The organism is uncultured Anaerovibrio sp., from assembly GCF_947302755.1.
In the GTDB taxonomy this organism is placed as follows: Bacteria; Bacillota; Negativicutes; order Selenomonadales; family Selenomonadaceae; genus Anaerovibrio.
In genome coordinates this window covers 1-26,142 of sequence record NZ_CAMYWM010000023.1, presented here as the reverse complement: position 1 = coordinate 26,142, position 26,142 = coordinate 1, and the positions used below count along the sequence as shown (strand labels likewise).

Below are 26,142 nucleotides of genomic sequence, written 5' to 3'. Positions count from 1 at the left end.
CCTCCGGTGGCGAGCTGTCCCGTATAGCCCTGTCCATCAAGGCAGTTACCGCCTTTAGGGATGATTCGCCGGCCAGTATGATTTTTGATGAAATAGATACGGGTATCGGCGGCCGGACGGCCCAGATGGTGGCGGAGCGTATCGCCATGGTGGCTGCTGACAAGCAGGTGCTGTGTATTACCCATTTGCCCCAGATTGCCTGCATGGCCGATGTTCATCTGTATATTAACAAGCAGGTTATCAAGGGAAAGACCTATACCTCCGTGCGGCCCCTTACTGATGGGGAACGGGTCAATGAAATAGCCCGGATGGCCTCCGGCGTGGATGTTTCGGCGGCATCCTTGGATAATGCCCGGGAAATGCTGGCCAATGCCGGCATAAAAAAGCAGCAATATGCCAGCCGATAGGCTGGTACCCTCAGTCATTGGGTGACAGCACCCCTTACCGGCGCAGCTGGCTCCTTTCCTTCCCTTCACGGGGACTCAATAGGATGAAGCGGTTGGTAAGAGGAGATCAGGAAAATAAAAGGTATGTATACTAACTTTTGTGGAGGCGTTTCATGTACGAGGATTTGATGGAGATAAAGGAAGCAGGAGAAGATATATTTGACGGCAAGCTGCTTCATGTAAAAAAGGACAGGGTTAAGCTGCCCAATGGTGACACTGCCTATCGGGAATGGATAAAGCATCCCGGTGCTGCGGCAGTAATCCCCCTGACGGAGGATGGACAAATTATTTTGGTACGCCAGTACCGTTACCCCATTGATGAAGTAACTCTGGAAATTCCGGCAGGGAAGCTGGATATGCCCGGGGAAGACCCCTTGGAGTGTGCCAGGCGTGAGCTTAGCGAGGAAACGGGCTATACCGCCAGGGAGTACAAATTCTTCACCAAGCTGGCCACCTGTGTAGGCTTTTGCAACGAGGTAATTTATATCTATGCTGCCAGAGGGCTGGAGCCAGGCAAGCAGCATACAGATGAGGATGAATTTATTAATGTGGTTAAGCTGCCCCTTAGGGAGGCTGTGGCAATGGTGGAGGATGGCCGCATAAATGACGCCAAATCCGTAACCGCCATTTTAATGCTGGACCGCATGCTGAATAAATAGATGGAGGCTTTATGTTTGATTTTAATTTGATGACCTTTATTGCCGGATTGCCCGGTTTATTGCTGGCGTTGGTTCTGCACGAATACGCCCACGCCCGGGTGGCGGTGGCTATGGGGGATTTTACCCCAAAGCTGACGGGACGCCTTACCCTCAATCCCTTATCCCATATTGACCCCATTGGCTTTATTATGCTGATGGTAGCTCATTTTGGCTGGGCCAAGCCAGTTATGGTAAATCCGAGAAACTTTAAGGATATGAAGCAGGGCAATATTCTGGTGGCCCTGGCCGGTCCCGCAGCCAATTTTCTGGTGGCCTTTATCGCATTGGCCGCCATCATGGTTATGTATAAAATGGGCATCAGGATGACGCTGGGGGTAAAGACGGTTTTCTCCATGATTGTCCTCTATAATATTAACTTTGGGATTTTCAATCTCATTCCTCTGCCGCCCTTGGATGGCTCCAAGATTTTATTGGAGTTTCTCCCCGGTGACCTGGCCTACAGGTACATGGGGATAGAACGTTATTCCTTTATCATTCTCATAGTAATGATGATGACACCCATACTTGGCAGCATTTTGATACCATTATCCAGCTTAATATTGACTGCCTTTGAAACAATATTAAATATATTTATTTAACTGAGAGGGGTTTATATACAAATGGAAAAGATTATTTTAACTGGAGACCGCCCAACCGGCAGACTCCATATTGGTCATTATGTGGGTTCCCTGAAGCGTCGGGTGGAGCTCCAGAATTCCGGTGAATTTGATAAGATTTATATTATGATTGCCGACGTCCAGGCCTTGACCGATAATTTTGAAAATCCGGACAAGGTGCGTCAGAACATTCTTGAGGTGGCCCTTGACTACTTATCTGTTGGTCTTGATCCTGCCAAATCCACCCTGTTCATTCAGTCCCAGGTGCCTCAGCTTACGGAGCTTACCACCTATTATATGAATTTGGTTTCGGTTGCCCGGGTGGAGCGCAATCCTACGGTAAAGGCGGAAATTCAGCAGAAGAACTTTGAAAAAAGCATTCCGGTGGGCTTCTTTACCTATCCTATCAGCCAGGCCTCGGATATTACGGCCTTTAAGGCAACCCTGGTGCCCGTGGGTGAGGACCAGCTGCCGATGCTGGAGCAGACCAAGGAAATCGTTCGCCGCTTCAACATGATATATGGCGGTGAGGCCCTGGTGGAGCCGGACATTATGCTGCCGGAAAATGAGACCTGCCGTCGCCTCCCTGGTACTGATGGCAAGGCCAAGATGTCCAAATCCATCGGCAACTGCATTTATCTTTCTGATGATGCGGAAACCGTTCGCAAGAAGGTTATGGATATGTACACTGACCCAGCCCATATCAAGGTTTCTGACCCGGGCCATGTGGAGGGTAATGCTGTATTTACTTATCTTGATGCCTTCAGCAAGCCGGAGCACTTTGAGAAGTATCTTCCTGAGTACAAAAATCTGGATGCGCTGAAGGATCACTACACCCGTGGCGGTCTTGGTGATGTAAAAATCAAGAAGTTCCTGAACAGCATTCTGCAGGAGGAGCTGGAGCCAATTCGGGCCCGCCGCAAGGAATATGAAAAGGATATTGCCGGTGTATATGAAATTCTGAAGAAGGGGAGCGCAGAGGCCAGACAGGTGGCTGAACATACGCTTCAGGATGTGCGCAATGCCATGAAGATAAATTATTTCTCCGATGAAGAGCTTATTAAATCCCAAAGAGAAAAATACAATGGCTGACCGTTCAATGAAAAGGGCACTCTTTAGAGGGTGCCCTTTTTCCAAGGGCTGTAGAATTTTTCGCCAAGGGCTGTAATATAGAAAAAAAGGAATTTTTTTTTCTGTGTCGAATTGTTGTACATATATGTAGGTAGGAGGTTTTTTACTATGGAAGATATTAAACTGGAAATAAATCAGAAGGATAACTGGGGTGTAATATCGTTAGCCGGCCGCTTGGACAGAGTTAATGCCGACGAGGTTTATGCCAGTGGGGAAAAGGAAATGTCCAGCCATGAAAAGCTGGCTGTAGAGCTGACCGGCCTGGAGTATATTTCCAGTGCTGGTATCCGGGTGCTGCTCAGGCTGGCCAAAAAAGCCAAGGCGGAGAATAAGAGCTTTGCCTTGTGCGGAGCTGCAGGCTTTGTTAAGGAGGTTTTGGAGGATTCCAATCTGGATATGCTGGTTACCATGCTGGATTCTGCCAGCCAGCTGTCATAATCATAATGGGGTATTGGACTATTTAGCTATTTATGGTTAATTTTTTAGGTGGATAAAATTTTGAAGGAAGGTGCCTATGAAACTGGAAATTAAACGCAGGGTATTATTTTTGATGGGCACCTCCGGACTGATAACCTCCCTGTTATTGGGGGGAATGATTTGCTGGGGCTTAAATTCTGCCGAGGATACCTTAAATAAACAGTCGAAAATGATGGCCTTGGGCCTCAGTGAGGAAGCTACGGTGTTTGCCGAGGAGCAGACCAGGAAGCTGATGGAGGGTGTTGTCCGAATAAAGGCTAATCACATTTATTCCCTTTTGTGCGAGATGGAGGGGGATGTGCTGATTTTAGCCAATAAAATGACTGAAATGTCCAAATATCCTGTGGATTATACCGGACCAATGCCCAAGGACCCCCGCTTTGAACCGGTGTATAGCGGTGAGCTCTACTATTTGGCCGGTCCATCTACCCAGGGAGCTCAGGCGGCAATGGGCCGGGCGGCCCACCTGTCAGAGTCCCTGCTTCTATTGGGGAAAAACACCCCGGTTTTTCCGTTGCTGTTTTACGTGGGCTCCAAGGAGGGCTGGAGTCTGCGCATGGATTTTTTGGCCGATGACCATGAACAGATAAATTTGCCTGCCTCCGCCATGCTGCCCTCCTATGATGCCAAGGAGCGTACCTGGTATAAATTGGGAGAAAAAAACCGGGAGAAGGATAAGCCTGTATATGTTCCCCTGTATACCTCGGCTGGTGGGGCACCCTTATTATCCATGGCCATGCCCTATGAGGATAAGGCTGGAGTAGCCGGCGTTGTGGGAATTTCTGTATCATCAGCTGTGATTTTTCAAATGCTCCAATCTGATATCGTAGATGAAAATGAGATTTGCTTTGCCTTAAATCCCCAGGGCCAAATTGTATTCTCGTCCCGTAAAGCCGGGGTATTGGCCCCTGACCGGCCCAATTTTGATTTGCGCCAGACCTCAGATGAACAGCTGGCTGAGGCCGCCCGCCTAATGGCTGCCGGTCAAAATGGATCCATGGTGGTGGGGGTAGACGGAGAACAATACTATTTGGTATTTGCTCCCATCGGCGATCGGGGCTGGAGCCTGGGTGAGCTGGTGGAGGTAAATGAGATACGGGAACCGGCCAAAAATATTGGAGTGGTGGTCCAGCGGGAAATGAAGGCAATTGAAAATTCCCTGGCCCCAAGGTTCAATAATATTAAAACCATCGCCCTCTGCGGCTTCGGTCTGTTTTTGCTGGTTATCATTCCGGTAGGAATTAGGCTGGCGGCCCATTTTTCCCGTCCTATACGGACCTTGTCCGAAGGTGTAAGCCGTATTACCGCCGGCAATTTTGATGAAAAATTGACCATTTCCACCGGAGATGAAACGGAGCTTCTGGCTGGGCAATTTAACAATATGACCCGGGAGCTGAAGCAATATATGGAGGATTTGACCAAGGTTACGGAGGAACAGGCCAAGGTGACGGCCGGCCTTGATATTGCCACCAAAATGCAGCAGGGCCTGCTGCCGGAGGAAACCATAGAAGCTTCCCAGGTAACGGTCAGCGGCTCCATGAAAACGGCCATTGAGGTGGGCGGTGATTTTTATGATTACTATTTCCTTGATGACAGGCATTTGGCCATAACGGTTGCGGATGTGTCGGACAAGGGCATACCTTCAGCTATTTTTATGGTGGTGGCCAAGACTATTCTGAAAAACTGTTTGTCGATTTTTCACGGTGAAGGGCTGGGCAAAGCCGTGGCCATAGCCAATGACCAGCTGGTGGAGGTAAACAATGAAGGCCTGTTTGTAACGGTTTGGGCCGGAATTTTGGATCTTGATACCGGTCAATTGACCTATGTTAATGCCGGCCACAATCCGCCGGTAATGTGTAAAAATGGTGAGGTAGTTACCCTGCCAAAGGAGAAAAATCCCATGCTTGGGGTGATGGAAGGTATTCCCTTCCGCCAGCAAAGCATTATAATGGACGCCAATGACCTGTTGTTTTTGTATACCGATGGGGTTACTGAAGCCATGAATGACCACAAGGAAATGTTTACCATGGACCGCATGAAGCAGTCGTTGCTGTCCATGGAAGAGCTGTCACCGGTCCAGTGCATTGCCACCATAGAAACGGCTGTGGAACAGTTTGTGGGGGCTGCTCCCCGGTCAGATGACATTACCATGGTGGTTGTAAGATACCAGGGTAAAAAGGGTGATGGTATTGATAAAGCTTAGTATAAAACGAAGATTGCTTCTTTTGATGGTGTTGGGCAGTGTCCTAAGCTTTGTGTTCCTAGGTTCACCATTGCTGTATGGCATGTATGGATTGTGGGATACCATCAGTGAAACCCGGGAAAAGCTGACGGTGGTGGTTACCGATTATTCCCGGGATTTTGCCAGGGAACAGGCCCAGGAGCGGATTGTCAATGAGGCGGAGATTTTATCCCAAACTGCGGGAGATGAAGCCAATAATATTAAAGCCGATGTACAATTGCTGTCTGATGAGCTGACGGAAATATTGCAGAACCGGCAGAACTATTCACCAAGAATGCTGCCCAGGGCCTCGGACCGGGACATAGCCAACGGTAAGCCCTATGTTCACTACAGTCCCGCATTGGAGGCGGAAGGGATTACTCCCGCCATTGAGCAGGAAATCGGCATCGTGTCAAATATTGTTGAAACCATGGAAATATTAGGCCAGTATTATGTGCGGATATATATTGGTTCCCAGCATGGCTATACCCTCTTTCTGGATAATTGGGAGGAGTCCGGTGACATGTCTTTGTTGCGCCGCGAACAGTGGCGCACCACCTATGATGCCCGTAAACGGGATTGGTACAGGCTGGGTCTGTCCACCTCGGCTCCGGCCTTTACCGATGTTTACAACAGTATAAGCGGCGAAAAGATTTTTTCCTGTGTAATGCCCTATTATGATAATCAGGGAGTGGCCGGCATAATCGGGGTGGATTGTCTGCCTAAGAATTTCTTTTGGCAGGCGGAGCGGGGAAAAAACATTGATATATTTATTATCAACAAAAAGGGGAAATTGCTGCTGAATACTATGCCGGAGGATTTTTTTTATATTGCCAATGGTGATGACCTGCGGAAAAGCAATGTTGCCAGCCTGGCCTATGTCAGCAAGCGCATGACCCAGGGCAATTCCGGTTATCATAAAATGTATATAAACGGCAAGGAATATTATCTTTCCTATGCTCCCATCAAGGAAACCAACTGGAGCATGGGCATGCTGCTGGATAATGACCAGGTTATGCAGGATGCTGCTGTGGCCCAAAAGCAAATGATCGAGCTCATGGATAATTTTTATACGGCCTTTATCCGGCTATTCGGGTTAATCGTTTTATTATTTGTGTTTGCCCTGCTACTGGTGTTCAGCATTATAATTTATGGTATTAATTGGGCGGCAGACCGCTTTTATAAGCCAATCCGGTCCCTGATGTCAGGGGCGAAGGAAATTGCTCAGGGCAATTTCCGGCATAAGATTTCCGTTCAGACCGGGGATGAATGGGAAAATCTGGCCGCTAACTTCAATACCATGACTGATGAGTTGGAGCAATATTCCCGGGAAATTGCCTTCCGGGCCAAGGAAAAAAGCCGTATAGAGGCGGAACTGTCCGTGGCCAACCACATACAGAGCAGTCTGCTGCCGGCTCCCCTGGAAACCCAGTCTGCCTTTCAATTGGCGGCTGATATGAAGCCGGCCAGGGAAATCGGCGGAGATTTTTATGATTATTACTTAATCGGCAATAATCAGCTGGTAATAACCATTGGTGATGTATCAGAAAAGGGTATACCGGCGGCCCTGTTTATGGCCGCTGCCAAAACCGTGCTGAAAAACTATATATCCGTGGCGGTACAAAAGAATATGAGTCTGGCCCAGGCCGTTGCCATGGCCAACAGTCAGCTTACCGCCGCCAACCGGGAGTGCTTTTTCGTAACCGTATTTGCCGGTTTATTGAATATTTCTACCGGAGAGCTGATCTATGTCAATGCCGGCCATAATCAACCAATTATATTAGAGGATAACCATATTTTCAGCCTGCCACGGCAGTCGAAAAATATTGTTCTGGGGGTCATGGAGGAGGCTTCCTATGAGGAAACCGCTGCCAGACTTAAGCCGGGGGCGACCATCGTGTGCTACACCGATGGCGTTACCGATGCCGTTAATCCTTCCAAGGAAAAATTTTCGATAAAGCGCCTGGAGGAGCTGCTGGGGAAGCTGGGCAACAATACTTCACCCCAAGGAATTATTGAGGCGGTGGAACAGGCCGTATTACAGCACGTGACGGGGAATGGTACTGCCTTGGAACAATCCGATGACATAACCATGCTGGTATTGAACCTATTAGGAAGTGATGATGTGGAAGAAAAAAAGATTATTGTTCCGGCCCAGGTGAATGAATTGCTGAGAGTCAACGAGTTTATCAATGAATTATTCAGTGAAGCCCTTTGTTCAGAACGGGCTAAAAATCAGCTTCTTTTAGTGGTGGAGGAAATCTTTGTCAATATAGCGGAATATGCTTACAAGGACAAGAACGCTGTGGCTGTCATCAAGGGCAAGCTATTCGGCGATCCACCGGAAATCCAGCTGTCCTTTATCGATGAGGGAATTCCATATAATCCTTTGGAGAAGACTGATCCCAATCTGGATGTTGATTTGGATGACCGGCCAATTGGCGGTCTGGGTATTTTTTTGGTAAAGAAAAAAGTGGACGATATAACCTATGAACGGAAGGACAATAAGAATATACTTACCATCCGTAAAAAAATGATTTGACCCTGTCAAGTTTCATAACATGTAAAGACGCCCATTTTTACGCAGCGTACAATGCCCAAATTCTCTTTATTAATTATTTAATAGAAGCACTGACCTGTGGCAGGATAATAAATTGACAGATGATGAGCTGGATTACGCTGCCGCGGCCGGTAATGCCAATATCCAGGGCCGAAGCAGCAATAAAGGTGGACTTAATGATTTTTGAGATATAGGTATATGATAGTTGTATAGCCGCATAAAGGCTCCCCTTCGGTCATATAACTATTTTTTTGTTTCAAATTATCCCCGAAAGGAATAAAATGTTATTAACGAATCGATTTTGTGGTTCATAATATTAATATGGTGGTGGTAGTGTGCGAAGGGGAATTTGGTGGTTAACAGTCATGGCTTTTATGCTTAATATTACGGTACCGGTGTGCAGCGGGGCTGCAGTCTCACAGGAGCTGCGGGCCGATGCTCAATCAGGGGCAGGTAACCATATAGCCGGTCATCAGGCTGTACCAATAGCCTGGCAGGACTATTTTATTAATTCCCTGCCGGAGAAATACTCCTACGATAATTTCCTGGCTGATATGGAAAAGCTGGAGAAGGAAAACGGGGATAAGCTTCAATGTGTAAGGCTATGTGATACGGCTGACGGACGGGGCGTTTATGATATTATTCTGGGCAATCCCCATGGCAGCAATCAAATTCTGATATTTGGTGCGATGCACGCCAGGGAATACATAACGGCCCAGCTGGTCATGGGGCAGCTGTGTGATGCCGTGGATGTACTCAATGGTGTCAGTGAGGAAACCACATACCGCGACACAGAAAAGAGGTCTCTCCTGGATAAGGTTACGATACATTTTATTCCCATGAACAATCCGGATGGAGTTTCCATAAGTCAGTTCGGTTTGGCAGGAATAAGGGACCCGGAGCTGCGCCAGCGGGTATCTGAAATGCCTCATCGAGCTTATGAGCAGTGGAAGGCCAATGCCCGGGGAGTGGATTTGAACCGGAATTTTGATGCTGACTGGCAGAATTATGTCGGTGCACCTTCTCCGTCCTCCTCCCGGTATAAGGGAGCTTACCCCGGCAGCGAACCGGAAGCGGCCGCCCTAATTGACCTGACCAGTCAGTACCATATTCAACGGGCCATCAGCTATCATACCTGTGGAGCCCTGATTTACTGGTATTACAAGCAGCAGGGGGATGTGTTGGCCAAATCACACCGCTTTGCCCAAGGGATAAGTGATGAAACCGGTTACCCGTTGGATGATGATTACACCGCTGTAGACGCCGCCGGATATAAGGACTGGGCGGTTTACCACATGAGTGTCCCAGCGATAACCATTGAAACAGGGGACGAAATGGACCGCAGTATTATAAACCCGGTGCCCATGGACCGCTTTGCGGATATATGGGAACGAAATAAAAATGTGGTATATGCCACGGCATATGACCTATTGTATTAATTACATGAAGCAAAAGGGGGGGCAGGGCCATGCGATTGGTTATTACCGGCTCATATGAGCAAATGAGCATTGAGGCGGCCAATATTGTGGCCGGGCAAATATATTTGAAGCCCAATAGTGTACTGGGACTGGCTACCGGCAGTACCCCTGTGTCCATGTATCAACGGCTTATAGCAGTCCATAAAAGTCTGGGACTGGATTTTTCCCAGGTTACCACCTTCAATTTGGATGAATACATTGGCATGAGTCCGGACAATCCCCAAAGCTACCACTATTTCATGCAGGAAAATTTTTTTCGGCACATCAATATTTCTCCGGAAAATGTCTTTTTGCCCAATGGTTTGGCTGAGGATATGGTGGCCGAGGGAGAGCGCTACGAAAAGCTGATTGAGGCCCGGGGAGGCATTGACCTGCAGGTATTGGGGATTGGCCAAAATGCCCATATCGGCTTTAACGAGCCGGATGTAAAGTTTGCCGCCACCACCCATCAGGTGGAGCTGGACAGTGAAACCATTCAGGCCAATTCCCGGTTTTTTGCCAGTGAGGATGAGGTGCCCCGCTATGCCATCAGCATGGGCATAAAAACCATTATGATGGCCGAGCATGTTATTTTGCTGGCCAATGGACGGAACAAGGCGGAGGCTGTATACAAGGCCCTGTGCGGCGACGTGACCCCGGAGGCCCCGGCCTCTATTCTTCAGCTCCATCGGGATGTGGCGGTTATTATTGATAAGGAGGCGGCCGCCATGCTGCCGGATACCATTCGGGGAGTAAATGTAACCAGGAAAAGCTAAGGACAGCCTTTTTCATGAAGAAAAATTTTGAACCCCACGCTAAGGGGGCTAATTCTCCCTCCTTTTAGTTGGGAGAAAAGCCACCATAGCGGTCAGTGTCAGCTGCTCAGCTAAGACCATGGTCTCATTGAACAATGGCGTCATAGCAGGGGATATTTTAGTTAAGAAAAATTTGGTAAATGTCGTTTAATATGTAGAATTTATTTATTAGCCCAAGACAAGGGGGCGGCGTGAGCCTGGACCTTGTACAAGGATGTAACGGGAAGCACACCTTCCCAGGAGATTTATTGATAATTTGACGAGGAGTGGTCATATGATAAAGTTTAGAAAAAGAAGTAAAGCCAAATATAGTACCCTGGCATCAGCCGTGTTGATCGGCCTGATGTCAATGACACCCTATGCTTCGGCAGATGATGGTGAATATCTGGCCACGGAGTATCTTGATTATGATGGCCGACATATAGCCGAGCTGAATTTTTTGCAGGATGGTCAGGGGATTGGAAAAGCTGGTCAATGGATGGTTTCCAAGGCCGTTTATGAGTTGCCCGACTCACTTATTTCCGGTGCTGCCGATAGTGCTGCCTATTGGACGGATATGCTGGGACCTACGGTGAAGAATAAGGAGCCTTGGCAGATTTTTGTCACCACCTATTGGCGTCGCAATGCCTCCTCCAATTCGCTCAGTGTTGTGGCCGATGGAGTCAAGCCTATCAGGAAAACCTACCGGAATAACCAAAATTTCGTTGCCAAGCAGCTGCAGAAGGGTACCAATTATGATGAGCTGACCTATGACAAGGCTGCAACCGGTGTACTGCCCAAGGGCAAGTATGCCTTTAGCCGCGTCAGTATAGGCTATTATTCCGGCGCCAAGCGTACCGGTGCTGACTATGGTTGGTGGGTGGATACTGAAACAGTGCTCCCTACCAATGAGCAGGCCACCAACTTTGCGGCCACCTTCCGGCATGAGCTGGGCCATGCCTTGGGCATTTCTGCCAAAAAGCAGAGGCGGAATGACTATTATCAATTTTTGAAGGGGCTGAAGGACGAAAATTCCTGGACCCTGCAGCTGTACGACCAGAACGGCAACCAGGCCAAGGCCGGAATGAAGATAATCACCACTGATGACTTTAATGAACTGAAGGATGATGATCCAAGCATTTCTGAAAAGGATTATTTTATTGTTGACAAAAAGGTTACGGACACAGGGGAGGGCTTTGCCTATTTTTCCGGCAAAAACGTGCGGGAAGCCCTGGATGGTGCCACCTTCTTCGGCCGCAGTGCCATACCGGTAAACGGCTGGGAGGGAGACAAATTTGAGGGCTCCCACATTCAGACCTCCGGTATGATGAGTCACCGCAATTACAGCAATTATTCCGCCTTTTTGGAGGTGGAGCTAGCCGCTCTCCAGGATTTGGGCTATGATATTGACCGGAAGGCCTATTATGGCCGCTCCATCTATGGCAATGGGGGAACTATTAACAATACCCAGGGCTTCTTCGCCAGAAACGATGAGGGAACCGCCTATCTGGAGAATACCTATAGTGATGTAAATTTGGGTATTGGCCTCCATGTATACGGCTATGGCAACAAGGTCACCCAAAATGCGGATATTTTAACCCGTGGTGATGGTGCCACCGGCATACGGGTGGACGGCATGGAAAACCAGCTGATTATCCCCAAGAATACTGAAATACACGCTGATGGCTATCGGGGCAACGGCGTGATGATTTCCTACGGCCGGAACCAGCAGGTGGACCAGGCCGGTACAGTAACGGCTGCCGGCAAAGGCGGTACAGGCATCAGGTTTGATTTTGGTTCCTCCCGGGGGGGAGCTGCCCACGAGTACCGGGGCTCCTATATCCGCTATAAGCGTCAGGTAAACAGCAAAAATAGTGGGCGGGAGCCTGGGGAAATTTATTCAGCAAGAAATATCAACCTTACCCATAATATGGATGCCAAACGCCGTAATGTGGCTGAAGACGAGCTGGTGGGACCGTTGGTGGACAATTATAATTTGTCCGGGACCCTGGAAGGTAATGATGCAGCTATCTACATCGGCAAAAATGCCCTGGTCAAGAATATCAATATAAATACGGGAGCCAGCATACAGGGCAATATTGTGTCTGACTGGAAGCAGTTTGATGATAAGGCCTGTGAAGGGGCTTATGACGGGGATGATGATGAGCGGGATGTTCTGCGTATACAATACAATAACCATTTAGGAAAGGATGGCTATGCCTACACCGACTATATCCCGGATTTGGTGACCAATCTCAACTTTAACAGTAAGGCAATGACCTATGATGGCGACATTATCGGCGAGGACAATATTAAAATGAATGTCAATCAGGGTACCCTTACCTATACTGGCACAGCCAATGTAATAAATGTGCAGGTGGCCAAGGATGCCGCCCTGTTTGGTGGCAGCTACCAGTTAAATGATTTGTCCAAGCGATTGCCTGATGACTTTGAAGACGATACCACAGGGGCGTTCTACAATCATGGCACCATTGGGGCGGCCGATGAGAACAGCGATATGCACATTCAGGGTGATTTGATTTCCGACGGTAATTTGCAGGCCTATGTAGGCAGTGATAAGGGAAAAATTGTGGTTTCCGGCCAGGCGGATATCAATGGCTCAACGGTTTTGGGGGATATTGCCCTGCCGGGAGAAGGGGCAGAGGTTCTGGAGGCTGACTCTGTAATCGGAACCTTGAAGTATACCAAAGACAATCCCCAGCCTGTTTCCGCCATGCTGAGTAAAATTGGTGTAGTGGAGAACAATACCGTAAGCATCGAGGGCATTGGGTCCAATAATATGGGTGAGCTGGATGATAATCAGCAGCAGACCTTTGAGGCCATGAATGAGATGAGTATGAAGCTTGTGGAGGCTGATGATGAACGGGCGGATGAGCTGCGTCCCCTGTATCGTCTGAATGAGGTCAATGCCAAGGCTGCCCTGTCCACCATTGGGATTTCGCCGGTGGCCAACACCATGGTAAAGACCCAGGCCAATACCATGACCAGCAATATTATATCCTCCCGGTTGACGGAGGCCTTTGCCCGACGGGCTGTCCAGGTACCTGTGCCCATGGCCGGGCTGGATGACGGCAAGTCAGCCAACCCTTCCATGAACATGAACCTGGCTCAGCCGGTGGACAATGATTTTTGGTTTAAGACCCTGCGCAACTGGGGGGACGGCCAGGGCAGCAGCTATTATCAGGGCACTACCATGGCCGGCGGCTGGGATCGGGCCTATGGCCCAAGCTGGCGGGCAGGAGCCTTTGTCAGCTATGGCCAGATGTCCTTTGCAGATGATTATTCCCATAACGATGTCAAGGATACCCGGCTGGGCCTCTATGGCGGCTACAGCAACGGCCCTCACTCCAGCTATATTTACCTGGATTATGGCTGGATAAAGAATGATCTGACCCGTCAGTTGGCTGGTCTGGGCTACCAGGCCAAGGCTGATTATAAGGGCCGGATATTGGAGTTGGGGGGCGAATATAAATACGACCTTAATGCCAAAAATATGAAGACCTGGCACGTCAGTCCATATGCCAATGTGCAGCTGTCCAGGCTGTGGCAGGATGGCTATAGTGAAACGGGAGCCGGTATTTTGGGCCAGGAGGTAGACAGCAAAGCCAATACCTATTTTGCCGGGGGACTGGGTCTGGAATTTAAGCGGTATCTGGCCAACGGCAGCTATGGCCTGCGTCTTGGTGTAAAGCACGCCTTTACCGGCAGTGATCCTAAATTTACCTACGGATATATCGGTGATGATGAGTCCAGCTATGAGCTGCGGGGTCAGCAGGATAAAACCCATTTCCTCATGTCCCTTGGCGGCGAGGCCGAATTTGCCCCAGGCTGGACCCTAGCCGGTGATGTGGCCCTCCAGAAGGGCAGCCATGACCGGGATGTAATGGCGGCAGTAACTCTCAGGCGAATGTGGTAAGCTTTTTAGCGGATGTTAACGGGTGCTTGATGACTTCCTTTTAGGTGGACGTTAGGCACCCGTAATATATATGGTGCAATTTAGGCTAAATTCAGCCGGCGGTTAATGCTTCATATTAATAAGTCTTCATTTTATCCGATGCTAACTGGTGCTAAGACTCCCTCCTCTTAGGTGGGAGTTAAGCACCCGTAAAGCCCTGGGTAAAATTCAACTAAATTCAGATGGAGTTAAAACTCCACCTGAATAAGTTATCATTTTATCCGCTTTCTGGTCCTATGGTGAAGGAAATCTATTTTTTTAGGGGGATTTTTTCCAAAAATGTAGAATAACTATTCTTAGGAGTATTTTTGTGGTAGGTAAATATCGGTGGACGGTATCCCTTTGAGGTGAGTTAGTATTATGAAACAGATTGATATTCAAAAAAGAATATTGGTGATATTCTTGATGGTGGGCCTGCTTACAGTGGTTACTATCGGTATGGTCAGCTTCAACGGCCTGTACGATATGCAGAAAAGTGCCAATGAGAGCAGCTCCCGGATGGGGGATACGGTGGCCGCCTTCGCCGGCGAGCTGGCCACGGAAAAAACCAGGACTCAGATACAGGAAAATGCCAAGGAAAAGGCCCGTCAGGTGGAACGGGAGATGAACATGATCCGGGTGGACACAGAATACCTGGCCAATGCCATGACCCGAATTCTCACTCACCCTGAACGCTATTCCATGAAGCAACTGCCCAATCCCTTGGAGCGGCGCATGGAGGCGGGGGAAGCCTACCTGCTGATCGCCTCTGTCCTAAAGGAGGAATGCGACAACCCTGCAGTTCAGCAGGAAATCGGGCTGGCGGCCAATGTGGCTGATGATATGGAGGTAATGGCCACCTTTTACAAGAAGTATCAGACATCCTGCTATTTTGGTTCAAAATATGGTTATTACATTACCCTGGAGTGCTATGACTCCGATGAAATGTATACCAAAATTCACTCGGATAATTACCACAACAATTATGACCCCCGGAAGCGCCCATGGTATAAAAAGGCGGCAGCAGAGGGCCGGGCTATTTTTACCGATGTGTACATTGGCAATGACAGCTATCCGGAAATAACCTGTGCAGTGCCGTATTATGACAACAATGGACTGGCCGGGGTGGCCGGGCTGGATGTCCATCTGATATCCCTTTACCGACTGGCCTCAGACCGTTCCCTTGGTACCTCCAATATTAACTTTGCCATCAATTCCAAAGGGGAGATAATTTTCTCCTCCGAACAGGAGGGAATACTTGCCCCCGGCGACGGCAAACGGGTTCTGGGCCAAGTGGAGGAGGAAAGCCTGGCCAGGGAAGCGGATAATATGCTCAAGGGATATTCCAATGTGGTACCGGTACACCTTAATGGTGAGGAATATTATTTGGCCTATGCCCCCATGCCCACCATGGGCTGGAGCTTCGGCACCATGCTGAAGCGGGATGAGGTGCTTGCTCCGGCCAATGAGGCCCGGGCCAATGTTATCGCCCATGCCAACGAATTTAAGAAATTCATTCGGCTGGAATTTTTTAAAGACTTATTAAAATTTATTGTAATCCTTATGATAATAATCTGGTCCCTGGTTTATTGCAGCCGTCGCCTGGCCCAGCAATTGGTAAAGCCGATTACGGTCCTGAATGATGGAGTAATGGAAATAGCCAAGGGAAATCTGGACCGTCGTTTGACGATAAACACCGGTGATGAGCTGGAGGAGCTGGCAAAGTCGGTAAACAATATGACCGATGATTTAAAATCCTACATGAATGATGTGACCCAGGCCACGGCAGAGAAGGAGCGTATTGCCACGGAGCTGTCTCTGGCCCAGAGCATTCAGGAGGGTATGCTGCCAAATATTTTCCCCAAATTCTCCGGCAATCCCCATTATGAGCTGTATGCAACTATGGATGCGGCCAAGGAGGTGGGGGGCGACTTTTACGATTTCTACAATATCGATGAACAGCATGTGGCCCTGACCATTGCCGATGTTTCCGGTAAGGGTGTGCCGGCCTCCCTCTTTATGGTTATCTCCAAGACCCTTATAAAAAATTATGCCCTGACCACGGGAATGGAAATGGAGAAAGAGGACAACATGTGGGGACAAAGTATTGAACTGGCCAATGAGCAGCTTTGTGCCAACAATGAGGAAATGATGTTTGTAACGGTATTTTTTGGTGTTATAAATATCCAAACCGGTGAATTTACCTATGTAAACGCCGGCCATAACCCACCTCTTATCGGGCGCAGGCAGGATGGAACCATTCATTGGGAATACCTGAAAAAGACCAAGAAAAATAATATAATGGGGGTCAGTGAGCTGGCGATCTATAAAGAGGAATATTTAAAGCTTAATCCGGGGGATATGATGTTTTTCTATACAGATGGTGTGACAGAAGCCATGGACAATGACAATAATCTCTACGGTGAGGAACGTTTATTGGCTGCCATGCAGGCAGTTGGAACAGCTGACCGACCGGTAAAGGATATATTGGCGGCTGTTCGGGAGGATGTTGACCGCCATGTGGCCGGTGCGGACCAATCTGATGATATAACTATGCTGGGAATCCGTTTTTTGGGGTGATACTATGATAATAAATAAGTTTAATATCCAATGGCGGTTTTTCCTGCTGTTATTTATGGCCGGTCTCCTGTCCTTTGTAATTTTGGGCAGCTTTTCCCTGTGGGGACTGCACAATGCCCAGCAGGAAGCCATGGATAATGGCCTGGAAATGGGGGAAGCAGCCGGACAGTCCATGGAACAGATTACGGGAGAACTGGCCCAGAAACGACTGCTGTCCCAGGCCCAGGAAAAGGCCAATTATGTGGACAGAGAGATGTTTACCATAAAAGAGGATACTGAATACGTGGCGGCCATGATGGAGCGGATTTTAGCCCACCCTGAGTACCGGAAGCCAATTCAGGTAAAGGATCCTCAAGGGCAGGTAATAAACAGCGGAGAGGTATATCTCTATTATTCTCCCTCCATTCGCAGCCCGGAGGACATGAATAATCTGGCCCATGAAGTCAATACAGTATCCACCATAACCGACACCCTGGAAAATATGGTGGGCTTTTACCGCAATTATCAGGGGTCCTTTCTGGTGGCCTCAAAAAATGGATATATGTTCTGCGCCGATGTGCTGATGGATGGGGTAAAGCAGGTCACCTTTCCCAAGGATTATTTTACTACCTATGATCCTAGTGAACGCTCCTGGTACAAATTCGGCGAAGAGGCCGGACGGGCCACGGTGACAGAAATGTATTACGACACCAACGGTTATCCCGCTGTGGGCTACGTTGTGCCTTACAGAAATAATGGGGAGTTTTATGGTATAGTGGCCTTTAATTTCAGCCTCAGCTCCCTTTATCAGGCCATTAAAAATAAGGGAATGAACACGGAGGGAATTAATTTCGTCTTGACCAATGAAGGCAAGGTGGTCCTTTCCTCGGAAACCACCGGAGCCCTGACGGCTTCCCTGGAAAACAACGATTTGCGGCAGTCATCAGAACCAACCCTGGCTGCCCAGGCGGAAAAAATGGTGGCTGGTGAAAAGGGTATGTCCACGGTAACGGTGGATGGAACAGAATATTATCTGGCCTATGCCCCTATTCCTTCCATTGGCTGGAGTGTAGGCAACCTAATGAAGGCCTCGGAGGTGGTGGCCCCGGCCCAGGCGTCCCGCGGGGTGGTTTTGGCCCAGGCGGAAACCTTTGCCCTTGCTATGGGCAGCTTTTTCCAGGAAAACCTTGGGCGCATGGCGGCCTCCTTATTGGTTATTTTAATTGTGCTGCCCCTGGTCAGCAAGCTGGTGGCCAGGAAATTTGTTCAGCCCATTGTCCGGCTCACTGATGGCGTTGGGGAAATCGCCAAGGGCAATCTGGATAAGCAGCTGGATATTCAGACCGGCGATGAATTACAGGAGCTGGCCGCTTCCATAAATCATATGACCGGAGAGCTAAAAAAATATATGGCTAATCTGGCCCAGGTAACGGCGGATAAAGAGCACATAGCCACCGAGCTGTCCCTGGGGCAGGGAATACAGGCGGGAATGCTGCCAAAGCTGTTTCCTAAATATACGGAAAACAGTGGCATTGAGCTGTACGCTACCATGGAGGCGGCCAAGTCTGTGGGAGGGGATTTCTATGATTTTTATCCCCTGGACAAGGACCATATAGCTGTTACCATGGCTGATGTGGCCGGAAAGGGAATACCGGCGGCCCTCTTTATGGTAATATCCAAAACAATTTTGAAAAATAATGCTTTGGCCCTGATAAACGCCAATCCGGTGGAGGAAATCGATTGGTCCGAGGTCTTGCGGCTCACCAATCAGCAATTGGTGGAGAATAACGACGAATTAATGTTTGTAACGGTCTTTTTCGGGGTACTTAACACCCGGACCGGGGCCTTTTCCTATGTTAACGGTGGTCACAAGACTCCTTTAGTGGGCCGTTCGGTGGACGGACATATGCATTGGAGCCCTATTCCGGTGGACAGGAAAAGCTATGTGGTAGGGATATTTGATAAGGCCCTTTACCGGGTAAAGAAGACCTATTTAAAAGCCGGGGACATACTGTTTTTCTACACAGATGGTGTTACCGGTGCCATTAATAACGATGGTGAATTTTATTCCATAAACCGACTGCTGAGCAGCTTGGAGCATATCGGAGGGGACGGGGTTTCCGTGAAGGACCTGTTAAAGACCCTTACGGCGGATATTTTCCAATTTACTGACGGCGAGGTTCAATATGACGATATTTCCATGCTGGGGGTGCGGTTCCACACTCCTGGGCAGCTGGAGGCGACTGAGGATAATTTCCAATAGTCGATAAATAAAATTGTGATTTTAGTAAAGGGCACCATGGGGAAGCTTATTGGTGTTTTTTACAGAAAGGCGGTCTGTATTATGAAGAAATCAGTTAAGCTGTCCCATAAACTTAAGCTGTCCCACAAAGCCCTGTGTGCATTAACAGCCTCCATTGTTCTTGGGATGTCCGCAATGTCTGCAGCCAGTGCCGGTGAAATAATTTACGCTGGTGATAAAAAGGTCTTTGATGTAACTTTTATGGAGGATGCGGCTGATAATCAGGATAAAATAAGAAGGTTCATCTTTCCGCTGGGTATGGAAGACAGAACAGCTATGGATTTAAGTGAGGATAATAAGGCCGGTATTTTAAAGGGAATACAATATTGGGCAGATATTTTGGGGCCAGGGGCTAATATTACCCATCCGGCCCAGATTTTTGTGGCTGGTATGGAAAAGGAGCAAAATGCCTATTCCGGTGCGCTTGCCATCGATAAGGGCAGATTTACCATTTATCCCTATTGGGAGCAGTATCTTCAAGGCCTACGGAATTTGCAGGATATAAACATCGAAAATATTGTGGCCGGCCCAGATTATAGGTTTTATGAAAATGGACAGCTGGTGAATGATGCAGCCTATGGCTCCATTACCTTTGGCCAGTATATGGGAGGCAAGCGAAAAGGCACCACCGATGGCTGGTGGATGAAAAGCAATACCGTCCTGCCGGACAATGAACATGCTACCGACGGGGTGGCCATGTCACGCCACGAACTGGCTCATTCCCTGGGGATTCTTGCCCAGGAACGGATAGTGTACGATGATGATGGCAAACCGGTGGTGGATAAGGACGGCAATACGATATATGTTTTTCCGGAAAAATTACCGAAGGACAACATATTTTTGACCCATCTCTATGATCAAAATCTTAACCGGGCCCAATTTGACCAGCTGATTATTACCTCACAGGAATTTAAGCGACGTCAGGCGGCTGACCCTGACCTGGTACCATCAGATTTTTTTATCGTGGATAATATGCTGAACGAGAAGCTGGATCCAAGTAAACCACGGCAGGGCAGAGCCTATTTCATAGGAGATAACGTATCCGAGGTATTAAATGGCCGAACCTATGATGGAGTGACTGGCCTGCCCATGAACACCTGGGAAAGAGATATAAGAGAGGAGGTAGTCTTTGACCTGGCTCATATTGAGATAGGCGGCCTCATGAGCCATGATCCTTACCGTAATATAACTGTATTTAATGAAGCTGAGCTGGCTGTTTTGCAGGATATTGGCTATACCATTGATCGGCGGGCTTTTTTTGGTCATTCCGTTTACAATACTGGTATAACCTTTACCAACACTCATGGATATTCAGCCCGCAGCAGTGATGGTACAGCCTATATTAATGAATACAGTACGGTTCCCCTGGGCATCGGTCTTCATGTGCATGGGGCCAAGAACGATATTACCCAGGCCGCCAATATTTATACCCAGGGCGAAGGTGCTGTGGGGATTTTGGTGGATGCCACGGAAAACAAGCTTACCCTGGCCAAGGGCTATGAGGTTCATGCCGATGGCAGGGAGGGTGTAGGCGTGCAGCTGTCCTACGGCCGCAACCAAGTTTTTAATCAGCAGGGAACCGTTACCGCCAATGGGGAAAAGGGCAGTGGTGTACGCTTTGATTTTGGTTCCAATATGCTGGGAGCCTGTGAAATCTATCGTGGCTCCTATATTTCCTATTTAAGGGCAATAGATGTGGATAACGGGGATATTGATACTGCGAAAAATGTAAATTTCAAGGATAAGACCTTGATTAACTGTAAGCCGGAGCTGGAGGGGCCCTTGGTCAGCGAATACAATTTGTCAGGTGCCTTGTCCGGCAGCGGCAATGCCATTTATATCGGCAAAAATGCCTTTGTACAGACCATTAATGTAAATCCGGGAGCCACAATAACGGGTAATATAACCTCCAATTGGAAGCAATTTGGGGATAAACAATATGAAGAGGCCTATGATTATGATAAGGAGTGGCCCAATAACGACATTCTCCGCATTCAATATAATGATATGATGGGAGAGGATGGCTATGAATACAATAGGTACATACCGGATTTGGTAACCAATCTGAATGTTAACACGGATTTTAACTATAATGGAGATATTACCGGTACGGATAACATGAAGCTGAACGTTACAGCCGGTACCATGAATTATGGGGGCACAGCCGATTTGGTAAACGTCAATGTAGCCCAGGGAGCCACCCTGTTGGGGGGCAGCTTCACCGTCAATGATATGACCGAGCGGATGGCTGAGGGGTTAAGCGATGCCACCACAGGAAAATTTTACAATCATGGCACCATTGGCTCCGGCCATGCCGATAAGGACATGACCATCACGGGCAATCTGATTTCTGACGGCACCCTGTATGGCTATGCCGGTGGTGAGCAGGGGCAGATTGCGGTTAGCGGCAAAGCAGAGGTGGAGGGCTCCACCGTCACCGTCCATAATGCCCTGCCGGGTGAGTCCTTTACCGTATTGAAGGCCAATGCAATCAATGGTACCATTGCCAATACGGCGGACAAGCCCCACGAGGAAAGCGGTATGCTGAGCACCAGCGGTATCGTCAATGCAAATGATATTACGGTTCAGGCGAAGGCTGCCAATAATATGGGGCCATTGAGCGAGGAACAGACCAGGGCCTTTACGGCCATGAACAATATGGCCCAGTCCCTGTCTGACGCCGGGGACAGTCGGCTCAATGATATGCGTCCGTTATATGCCATGGACCGCGGCGAAGCCAAAGCCGCCCTTACAGGCCTGGGCTCCAGTCCCGTGGCCAATACCATGGTAATGACCCAGCGCAACACCATGACCAGCCATATCCTGTCCGCCCGCCTCACTGAGGCATTTGCCAAGCAGGCCGTCAATGTACCAATTCCCGTGGCCCAGCTGGATGGCCAGTCCCCTGACAAGACTGCCACCATCACCATGAACCTGGATCAGCCGGTGGACAACGACTTCTGGTTCAAGGTAGCCCGCAACTGGGGCGATGGCACCGGCAGCAGCTATTATCAGGGCACCACTATTGGCGGCGGCTGGGATCGGGCCTATGGCCGGAGCTGGCGGGCCGGTGTTTTTGTAAGCTATGGCACCTTCTCCTTTGCGGACAATTTATCCCATGACGATGTAAAGGACACCCGTCTGGGCCTCTATGGGGGCTACAGCAACGGCCCGCACTCCGGCTATGTATATCTGGATTATGGTTGGCTGAAAAATGACCTTACCCGCCAGGCCGGTCTTGGCTATCAGGCTAAGGCCGACTATAAGAGCCGGATATTGGAGCTGGGGGGCGAATATAAATACGACCTTAATGCCAGGAATATGAAGGTATGGCACGTAAGCCCCTATGCCAATATACAGCTGTCCCGGCTAAGTCAGGATGGCTATACCGAACATGGGGCCGGTATTTGGGGTCAGCAGGTGGACAGTCAGTCCAATACCTATTTTGCCGGAGGCCTGGGCCTGGAATTCAAGCGGTATCTGAGCAGCGGCAGCTACACCATGCGCCTTGGGGTAAAGCACGCCTTTACCGGCAGTGACCCTAAATTCACCTATGGCTATGCAGGGGACGACCATAACCGCTATGAAATGCGGGGTCAGAATGACAAGACCCACTTCGTTATGTCCCTGGGCGGCGAGGCGGAATTTGCCCCGGGCTGGACCCTGGCCGGGGATGTGGCCCTCCAGAAGGGCAGCCACGACAAGGACCTGATGGCGGCACTGACCTTAAGAAGAATGTGGTAAATTTCGATTTGAGAAGAGCAGTGAATTTTCATTGCTCTTTTTCCATATAGTTTAGAAACAAATGTGCAGATAACAAAGGAAACCCGTATCTAATATAGTTTGTTTAAGGAGTGGTTGTATGAAAACGTGGCGAAGGACAAGGGGCAATAAATATTGTGGTTCCCTGGTATCAGCTGTACTTATTGGACTTATGTCGATTACCTCCTATGCTTTGGCCGAGGATGAGGATTATTACCTGGCCCAGGAGTCCCTAAAATATAACGATAAAGAATTTGCTGAGCTCCTCTTTTTGGCGAAGGACAATGGTATAGGGACTACTGGTCAATGGCTGGTAAATCCGGCCAAATATGATTTATCTGATGAACTTATTGCTGCTACTGCCGACAGCAGCATGTACTGGGTGGGTATTCTGGGGGATGATGCCAAGAATAAAGCACCCTGGCAGATTTTTGTGGGAACGGATTTTGATTCAAATGCCTATGCTGGCTCCACTAATATTGTGTCAAATGGGGTAAGGAAAGCATATTACAGCTACAGACCTGCTGAATCCTTTGTAAGAAATCAGATAAAATATGGTGACGAATTAGAGAAATTAACCCCGGAGAGTGCTGAAACCGGGGTGCTTCCTGCCGGAAAATATGGCTTTAGTGAAATAACAGTAGGGAAAAATATGGGGGCCAACCGGGAAGAAGCCGTAGATGGCTGGTGGGTGGATACTGATACGGTATTGCCTACCAACGAGCAGGCAGTTGACTATGTGGGAACCATTCGTCATGAGCTGGGTCATGCCTTAGGTATCACGGCAATAAAACGCACGAATAATGGAAGGACTTATTTCCACCCCAATCTAACTGACGAAACCAGCTGGTCACTGCATTTACAGGACCAGAACGGCAATCCTTCCGAGGCCGGTATGCGGATTTTAACCTCAGAGGAATTTGCCAAAATTCAGGCAGCAAATCCCGATATATCGGCCAGTAGGTACTTTATTGTTGACAAGGAGGTTACAGCTGACGGCAAGGGCTTTGCTTATTTTTCCGGCGAGCATGTGGTGGAAGCCCTGGACGGGGCCAAGTTTTACGGCCGCAATGCCATACCGGTTAATGGCTGGGGCAGCCGCGGCTTTGATGGAGGCCATATTCAGACTGCCGGCATGATGAGTCATCGCGACTATACCAACTATACCACCTTTTTAGAGGTTGAATTAGCTGCATTACAGGATTTGGGCTATAAGCTGGACCGCAGAGAATTATATGGCCGCTCCATCTATGTAAATGGGGGAATTATCAACAATACTCAGGGCTTCTTTGCCAGAAATGAGGAGGGGACGGCTTACATCAATGGTTCCTACAGCGAAATACCCCTTGGCATCGGTCTGCATATTTACGGCTATGGCAACCAGGTTACCCAGTCAGCCAATATTCTGACCCGTGGAACCGGCGGTACCGGCATACGGGTGGATGGTATGACAAACACCCTTATAATACCCAAGGACACTGAAATTCATGCGGAGGGCAAGCGGGGCAATGGTGTGCTCATTGCCTATGGCCGCAATCAGACCGTGGAACAGGCCGGCACAGTTACCGCCAAGGGCAATGGCGGTATCGGCATGCGCTTTGATTTTGGTTCTAGCACCAATGGTGCCGCTGAAGAATATCGTGGCTCATACATTCGCTATAATCGTGAGGTAAACGGCTATAGCAGCAAGGCTGAGCCGGGAACCATCTCCTCAGCAGAAAATTTAAAGTTAACCTCTATAAATCCAAAGCATTATAGTGCCAGCAATGATGAACTGGAGGGTCCCCTGGTAGACAATTATAATCTGTCCGGCCAGCTGGCGGGGGAAGACGCCGCCATTTACATTGGCAAAAGTGCCTTTGTAAAAAACATCAATATAAATAATGGGGCCGTCATTCAGGGGGAAATTGTATCTGACTGGAAGCAATTTGGTACTGATGAATGTGAAGGCTCCTACGATGGGGATGGAGAGGATTTAGATGTTCTCCGTATTCAATACAAAAACAATTATGAAAAAAAAGGCTATGAGTACAGCACCTATATCCCTGATTTAGTGACCAATCTTAACTTTAATACCAGCAGCATGAGCTATGATGGCAATATTAATGGCGAGGATAATATGAAGCTGAATGTAACCGACGGTATTCTCAATTACAGTGGCGAGGCCAACGTAGTGAATGTAACGGTGGCCAAGGGAGCCCAGCTGTATGGTGGTTCCTACAGGGTAAATGATATGTCCGAAAGGATGGCCGCAGGCTATACAGATGAAACAACTGGGAAGTTTATCAATCATGGCACCATTGGGGCCGAAAATGGGGATACGGAAATGTACATTGAGGGAAATCTGGTATCTGACGGATATCTTCAGGCCTATGACGATGGTACCAAGGGACAGATTTTAGTGGATGGTGATGCTGATATTGAGGGCTCCACGGTGCTGGCCAAGGCTTCCCTGCCAGGGGAGCAGCATGTATTTATGGAAGCCACCGGTTCCATATCCGGGTCCGTTACCAATGGTAAGGACAACCCTTATGCGTATTCTGCCATGTTGAATACCTATGGCGAGGTGAAGGACAAGGAATTGATTGTTCATTCCGCGGCTGGCAATAACATGGGGCCCCTGACCGAGGACCAGATCAGGGCCTTTACGGCCATGAACAATATGGCCCAGTCCCTGACAGAGGCCGGGGACAGTCGGGTCAATAATATGCGTCTGTTATATGCCATGGACCGCGGCGAAGCCAAAGCCGCTCTTACGGCCCTGGGCTCCAGTCCGGTAGCCAATAATATGGTAATGACCCAGCGCAACACCATGACCAGCCATATCCTGTCCGCCCGCCTCACTGAGGCATTTGCCAAGCAGGCCGTCAATGTACCAATTCCCGTGGCCCAGCTGGATGGCCAGTCCCCTGACAAGACTGCCACCATCACCATGAACCTGGATCAGCCGGTGGACAACGACTTCTGGTTCAAGGTAGCCCGCAACTGGGGCGATGGCACCGGCAGCAGCTATTATCAGGGCACCACTATTGGCGGCGGCTGGGATCGGGCCTATGGCCGGAGCTGGCGGGCCGGTGTTTTTGTAAGCTATGGCACCTTCTCCTTTGCGGACAATTTATCCCATGACGATGTAAAGGACACCCGTCTGGGCCTCTATGGGGGC

Annotated in this window: 13 protein-coding genes and 1 pseudogene; all 14 read left to right on the top strand. The window is 48.9% G+C overall.

The features are described 5' to 3' along the window. Positions 1 to 407: pseudogene (locus Q0Y54_RS04020) on the top strand (DNA repair protein RecN); the annotation flags it as partial. 152 nt (positions 408 to 559) lie between these two features. Beyond that, on the top strand, positions 560 to 1,105 hold the full coding sequence (locus Q0Y54_RS04015; protein WP_297964532.1) for an NUDIX domain-containing protein: 546 nt from the start codon (positions 560 to 562) through the stop codon (positions 1,103 to 1,105). Positions 1,106 to 1,116: 11 nt separating this feature from the next. Then, on the top strand, positions 1,117 to 1,743 hold the full coding sequence (locus tag Q0Y54_RS04010) for a site-2 protease family protein (RefSeq protein ID WP_297964530.1): 627 nt from the start codon (positions 1,117 to 1,119) through the stop codon (positions 1,741 to 1,743). Between the two features lie 21 nt (positions 1,744 to 1,764). Further along, positions 1,765 to 2,853 carry a tryptophan--tRNA ligase gene (gene trpS / locus Q0Y54_RS04005; RefSeq protein ID WP_297964528.1) on the top strand — a complete coding sequence of 363 codons (1,089 nt, stop codon included), beginning with the start codon at positions 1,765 to 1,767 and terminating at the stop codon, positions 2,851 to 2,853. A 147-nt stretch (positions 2,854 to 3,000) separates the two neighbouring features. Further along, complete coding sequence (locus tag Q0Y54_RS04000) at positions 3,001 to 3,330, top strand: STAS domain-containing protein (protein WP_297964527.1); 330 nt, start codon at positions 3,001 to 3,003, stop codon at positions 3,328 to 3,330. A 76-nt stretch (positions 3,331 to 3,406) separates the two neighbouring features. Next, positions 3,407 to 5,572 (top strand): SpoIIE family protein phosphatase, encoded by a 2,166-nt coding sequence (locus Q0Y54_RS03995; protein ID WP_297964525.1) that lies wholly within the window; start codon positions 3,407 to 3,409, stop codon positions 5,570 to 5,572. Beyond that, positions 5,559 to 8,132 (top strand): SpoIIE family protein phosphatase, encoded by a 2,574-nt coding sequence (locus tag Q0Y54_RS03990; RefSeq protein WP_297964523.1) that lies wholly within the window; start codon positions 5,559 to 5,561, stop codon positions 8,130 to 8,132. Before Q0Y54_RS03995 ends, Q0Y54_RS03990 begins: the two co-directional genes overlap by 14 nt. 383 nt (positions 8,133 to 8,515) lie before the next feature. Then, a complete protein-coding gene (locus Q0Y54_RS03985; RefSeq protein WP_297964521.1) occupies positions 8,516 to 9,589 on the top strand; it encodes a M14 family zinc carboxypeptidase in 1,074 nt (357 codons plus the stop codon). Between the two features lie 29 nt (positions 9,590 to 9,618). Further along, positions 9,619 to 10,383, top strand: a complete 765-nt coding sequence (gene nagB / locus Q0Y54_RS03980; protein WP_297964519.1) for a glucosamine-6-phosphate deaminase — start codon at positions 9,619 to 9,621, stop codon at positions 10,381 to 10,383. A gap of 313 nt (positions 10,384 to 10,696) precedes the next feature. Then, positions 10,697 to 14,338 carry an autotransporter domain-containing protein gene (locus tag Q0Y54_RS03975; protein ID WP_297964518.1) on the top strand — a complete coding sequence of 1,214 codons (3,642 nt, stop codon included), beginning with the start codon at positions 10,697 to 10,699 and terminating at the stop codon, positions 14,336 to 14,338. Positions 14,339 to 14,737: 399 nt separating this feature from the next. Continuing rightward, positions 14,738 to 16,936 (top strand): SpoIIE family protein phosphatase, encoded by a 2,199-nt coding sequence (locus Q0Y54_RS03970; RefSeq protein ID WP_297964515.1) that lies wholly within the window; start codon positions 14,738 to 14,740, stop codon positions 16,934 to 16,936. 4 nt (positions 16,937 to 16,940) lie between these two features. Further along, positions 16,941 to 19,178 (top strand): SpoIIE family protein phosphatase, encoded by a 2,238-nt coding sequence (locus tag Q0Y54_RS03965; protein ID WP_297964513.1) that lies wholly within the window; start codon positions 16,941 to 16,943, stop codon positions 19,176 to 19,178. Positions 19,179 to 19,259: 81 nt separating this feature from the next. Further along, entirely contained in the window at positions 19,260 to 22,961 is a 3,702-nt protein-coding gene (locus Q0Y54_RS03960; RefSeq protein WP_297964511.1) for an autotransporter domain-containing protein, read from the top strand. 118 nt (positions 22,962 to 23,079) lie between these two features. Continuing rightward, a partial coding sequence (locus tag Q0Y54_RS03955; RefSeq protein ID WP_297964509.1) for an autotransporter outer membrane beta-barrel domain-containing protein occupies positions 23,080 to 26,142 on the top strand: 3,063 nt, incomplete at its 3' end.

What these genes read in the sequence shown, in the direction of transcription:
- Q0Y54_RS03995 (WP_297964525.1), top strand. Translation starts at nt 3,407, where the DNA reads ATGAAACTGGAAATTAAACGCAGGGTATTATTTTTGATGGGCACCTCC.
- Q0Y54_RS04015 (WP_297964532.1), top strand. Translation starts at nt 560, where the DNA reads ATGTACGAGGATTTGATGGAGATAAAGGAAGCAGGAGAAGATATATTT.
- Q0Y54_RS03960 (WP_297964511.1), top strand. Translation starts at nt 19,260, where the DNA reads ATGAAGAAATCAGTTAAGCTGTCCCATAAACTTAAGCTGTCCCACAAA.
- Q0Y54_RS03985 (WP_297964521.1), top strand. Translation starts at nt 8,516, where the DNA reads ATGGCTTTTATGCTTAATATTACGGTACCGGTGTGCAGCGGGGCTGCA.
- Q0Y54_RS03970 (WP_297964515.1), top strand. Translation starts at nt 14,738, where the DNA reads ATGAAACAGATTGATATTCAAAAAAGAATATTGGTGATATTCTTGATG.
- nagB (WP_297964519.1), top strand. Translation starts at nt 9,619, where the DNA reads ATGCGATTGGTTATTACCGGCTCATATGAGCAAATGAGCATTGAGGCG.
- Q0Y54_RS03975 (WP_297964518.1), top strand. Translation starts at nt 10,697, where the DNA reads ATGATAAAGTTTAGAAAAAGAAGTAAAGCCAAATATAGTACCCTGGCA.
- trpS (WP_297964528.1), top strand. Translation starts at nt 1,765, where the DNA reads ATGGAAAAGATTATTTTAACTGGAGACCGCCCAACCGGCAGACTCCAT.
- Q0Y54_RS03965 (WP_297964513.1), top strand. Translation starts at nt 16,941, where the DNA reads ATGATAATAAATAAGTTTAATATCCAATGGCGGTTTTTCCTGCTGTTA.
- Q0Y54_RS04000 (WP_297964527.1), top strand. Translation starts at nt 3,001, where the DNA reads ATGGAAGATATTAAACTGGAAATAAATCAGAAGGATAACTGGGGTGTA.
- Q0Y54_RS04010 (WP_297964530.1), top strand. Translation starts at nt 1,117, where the DNA reads ATGTTTGATTTTAATTTGATGACCTTTATTGCCGGATTGCCCGGTTTA.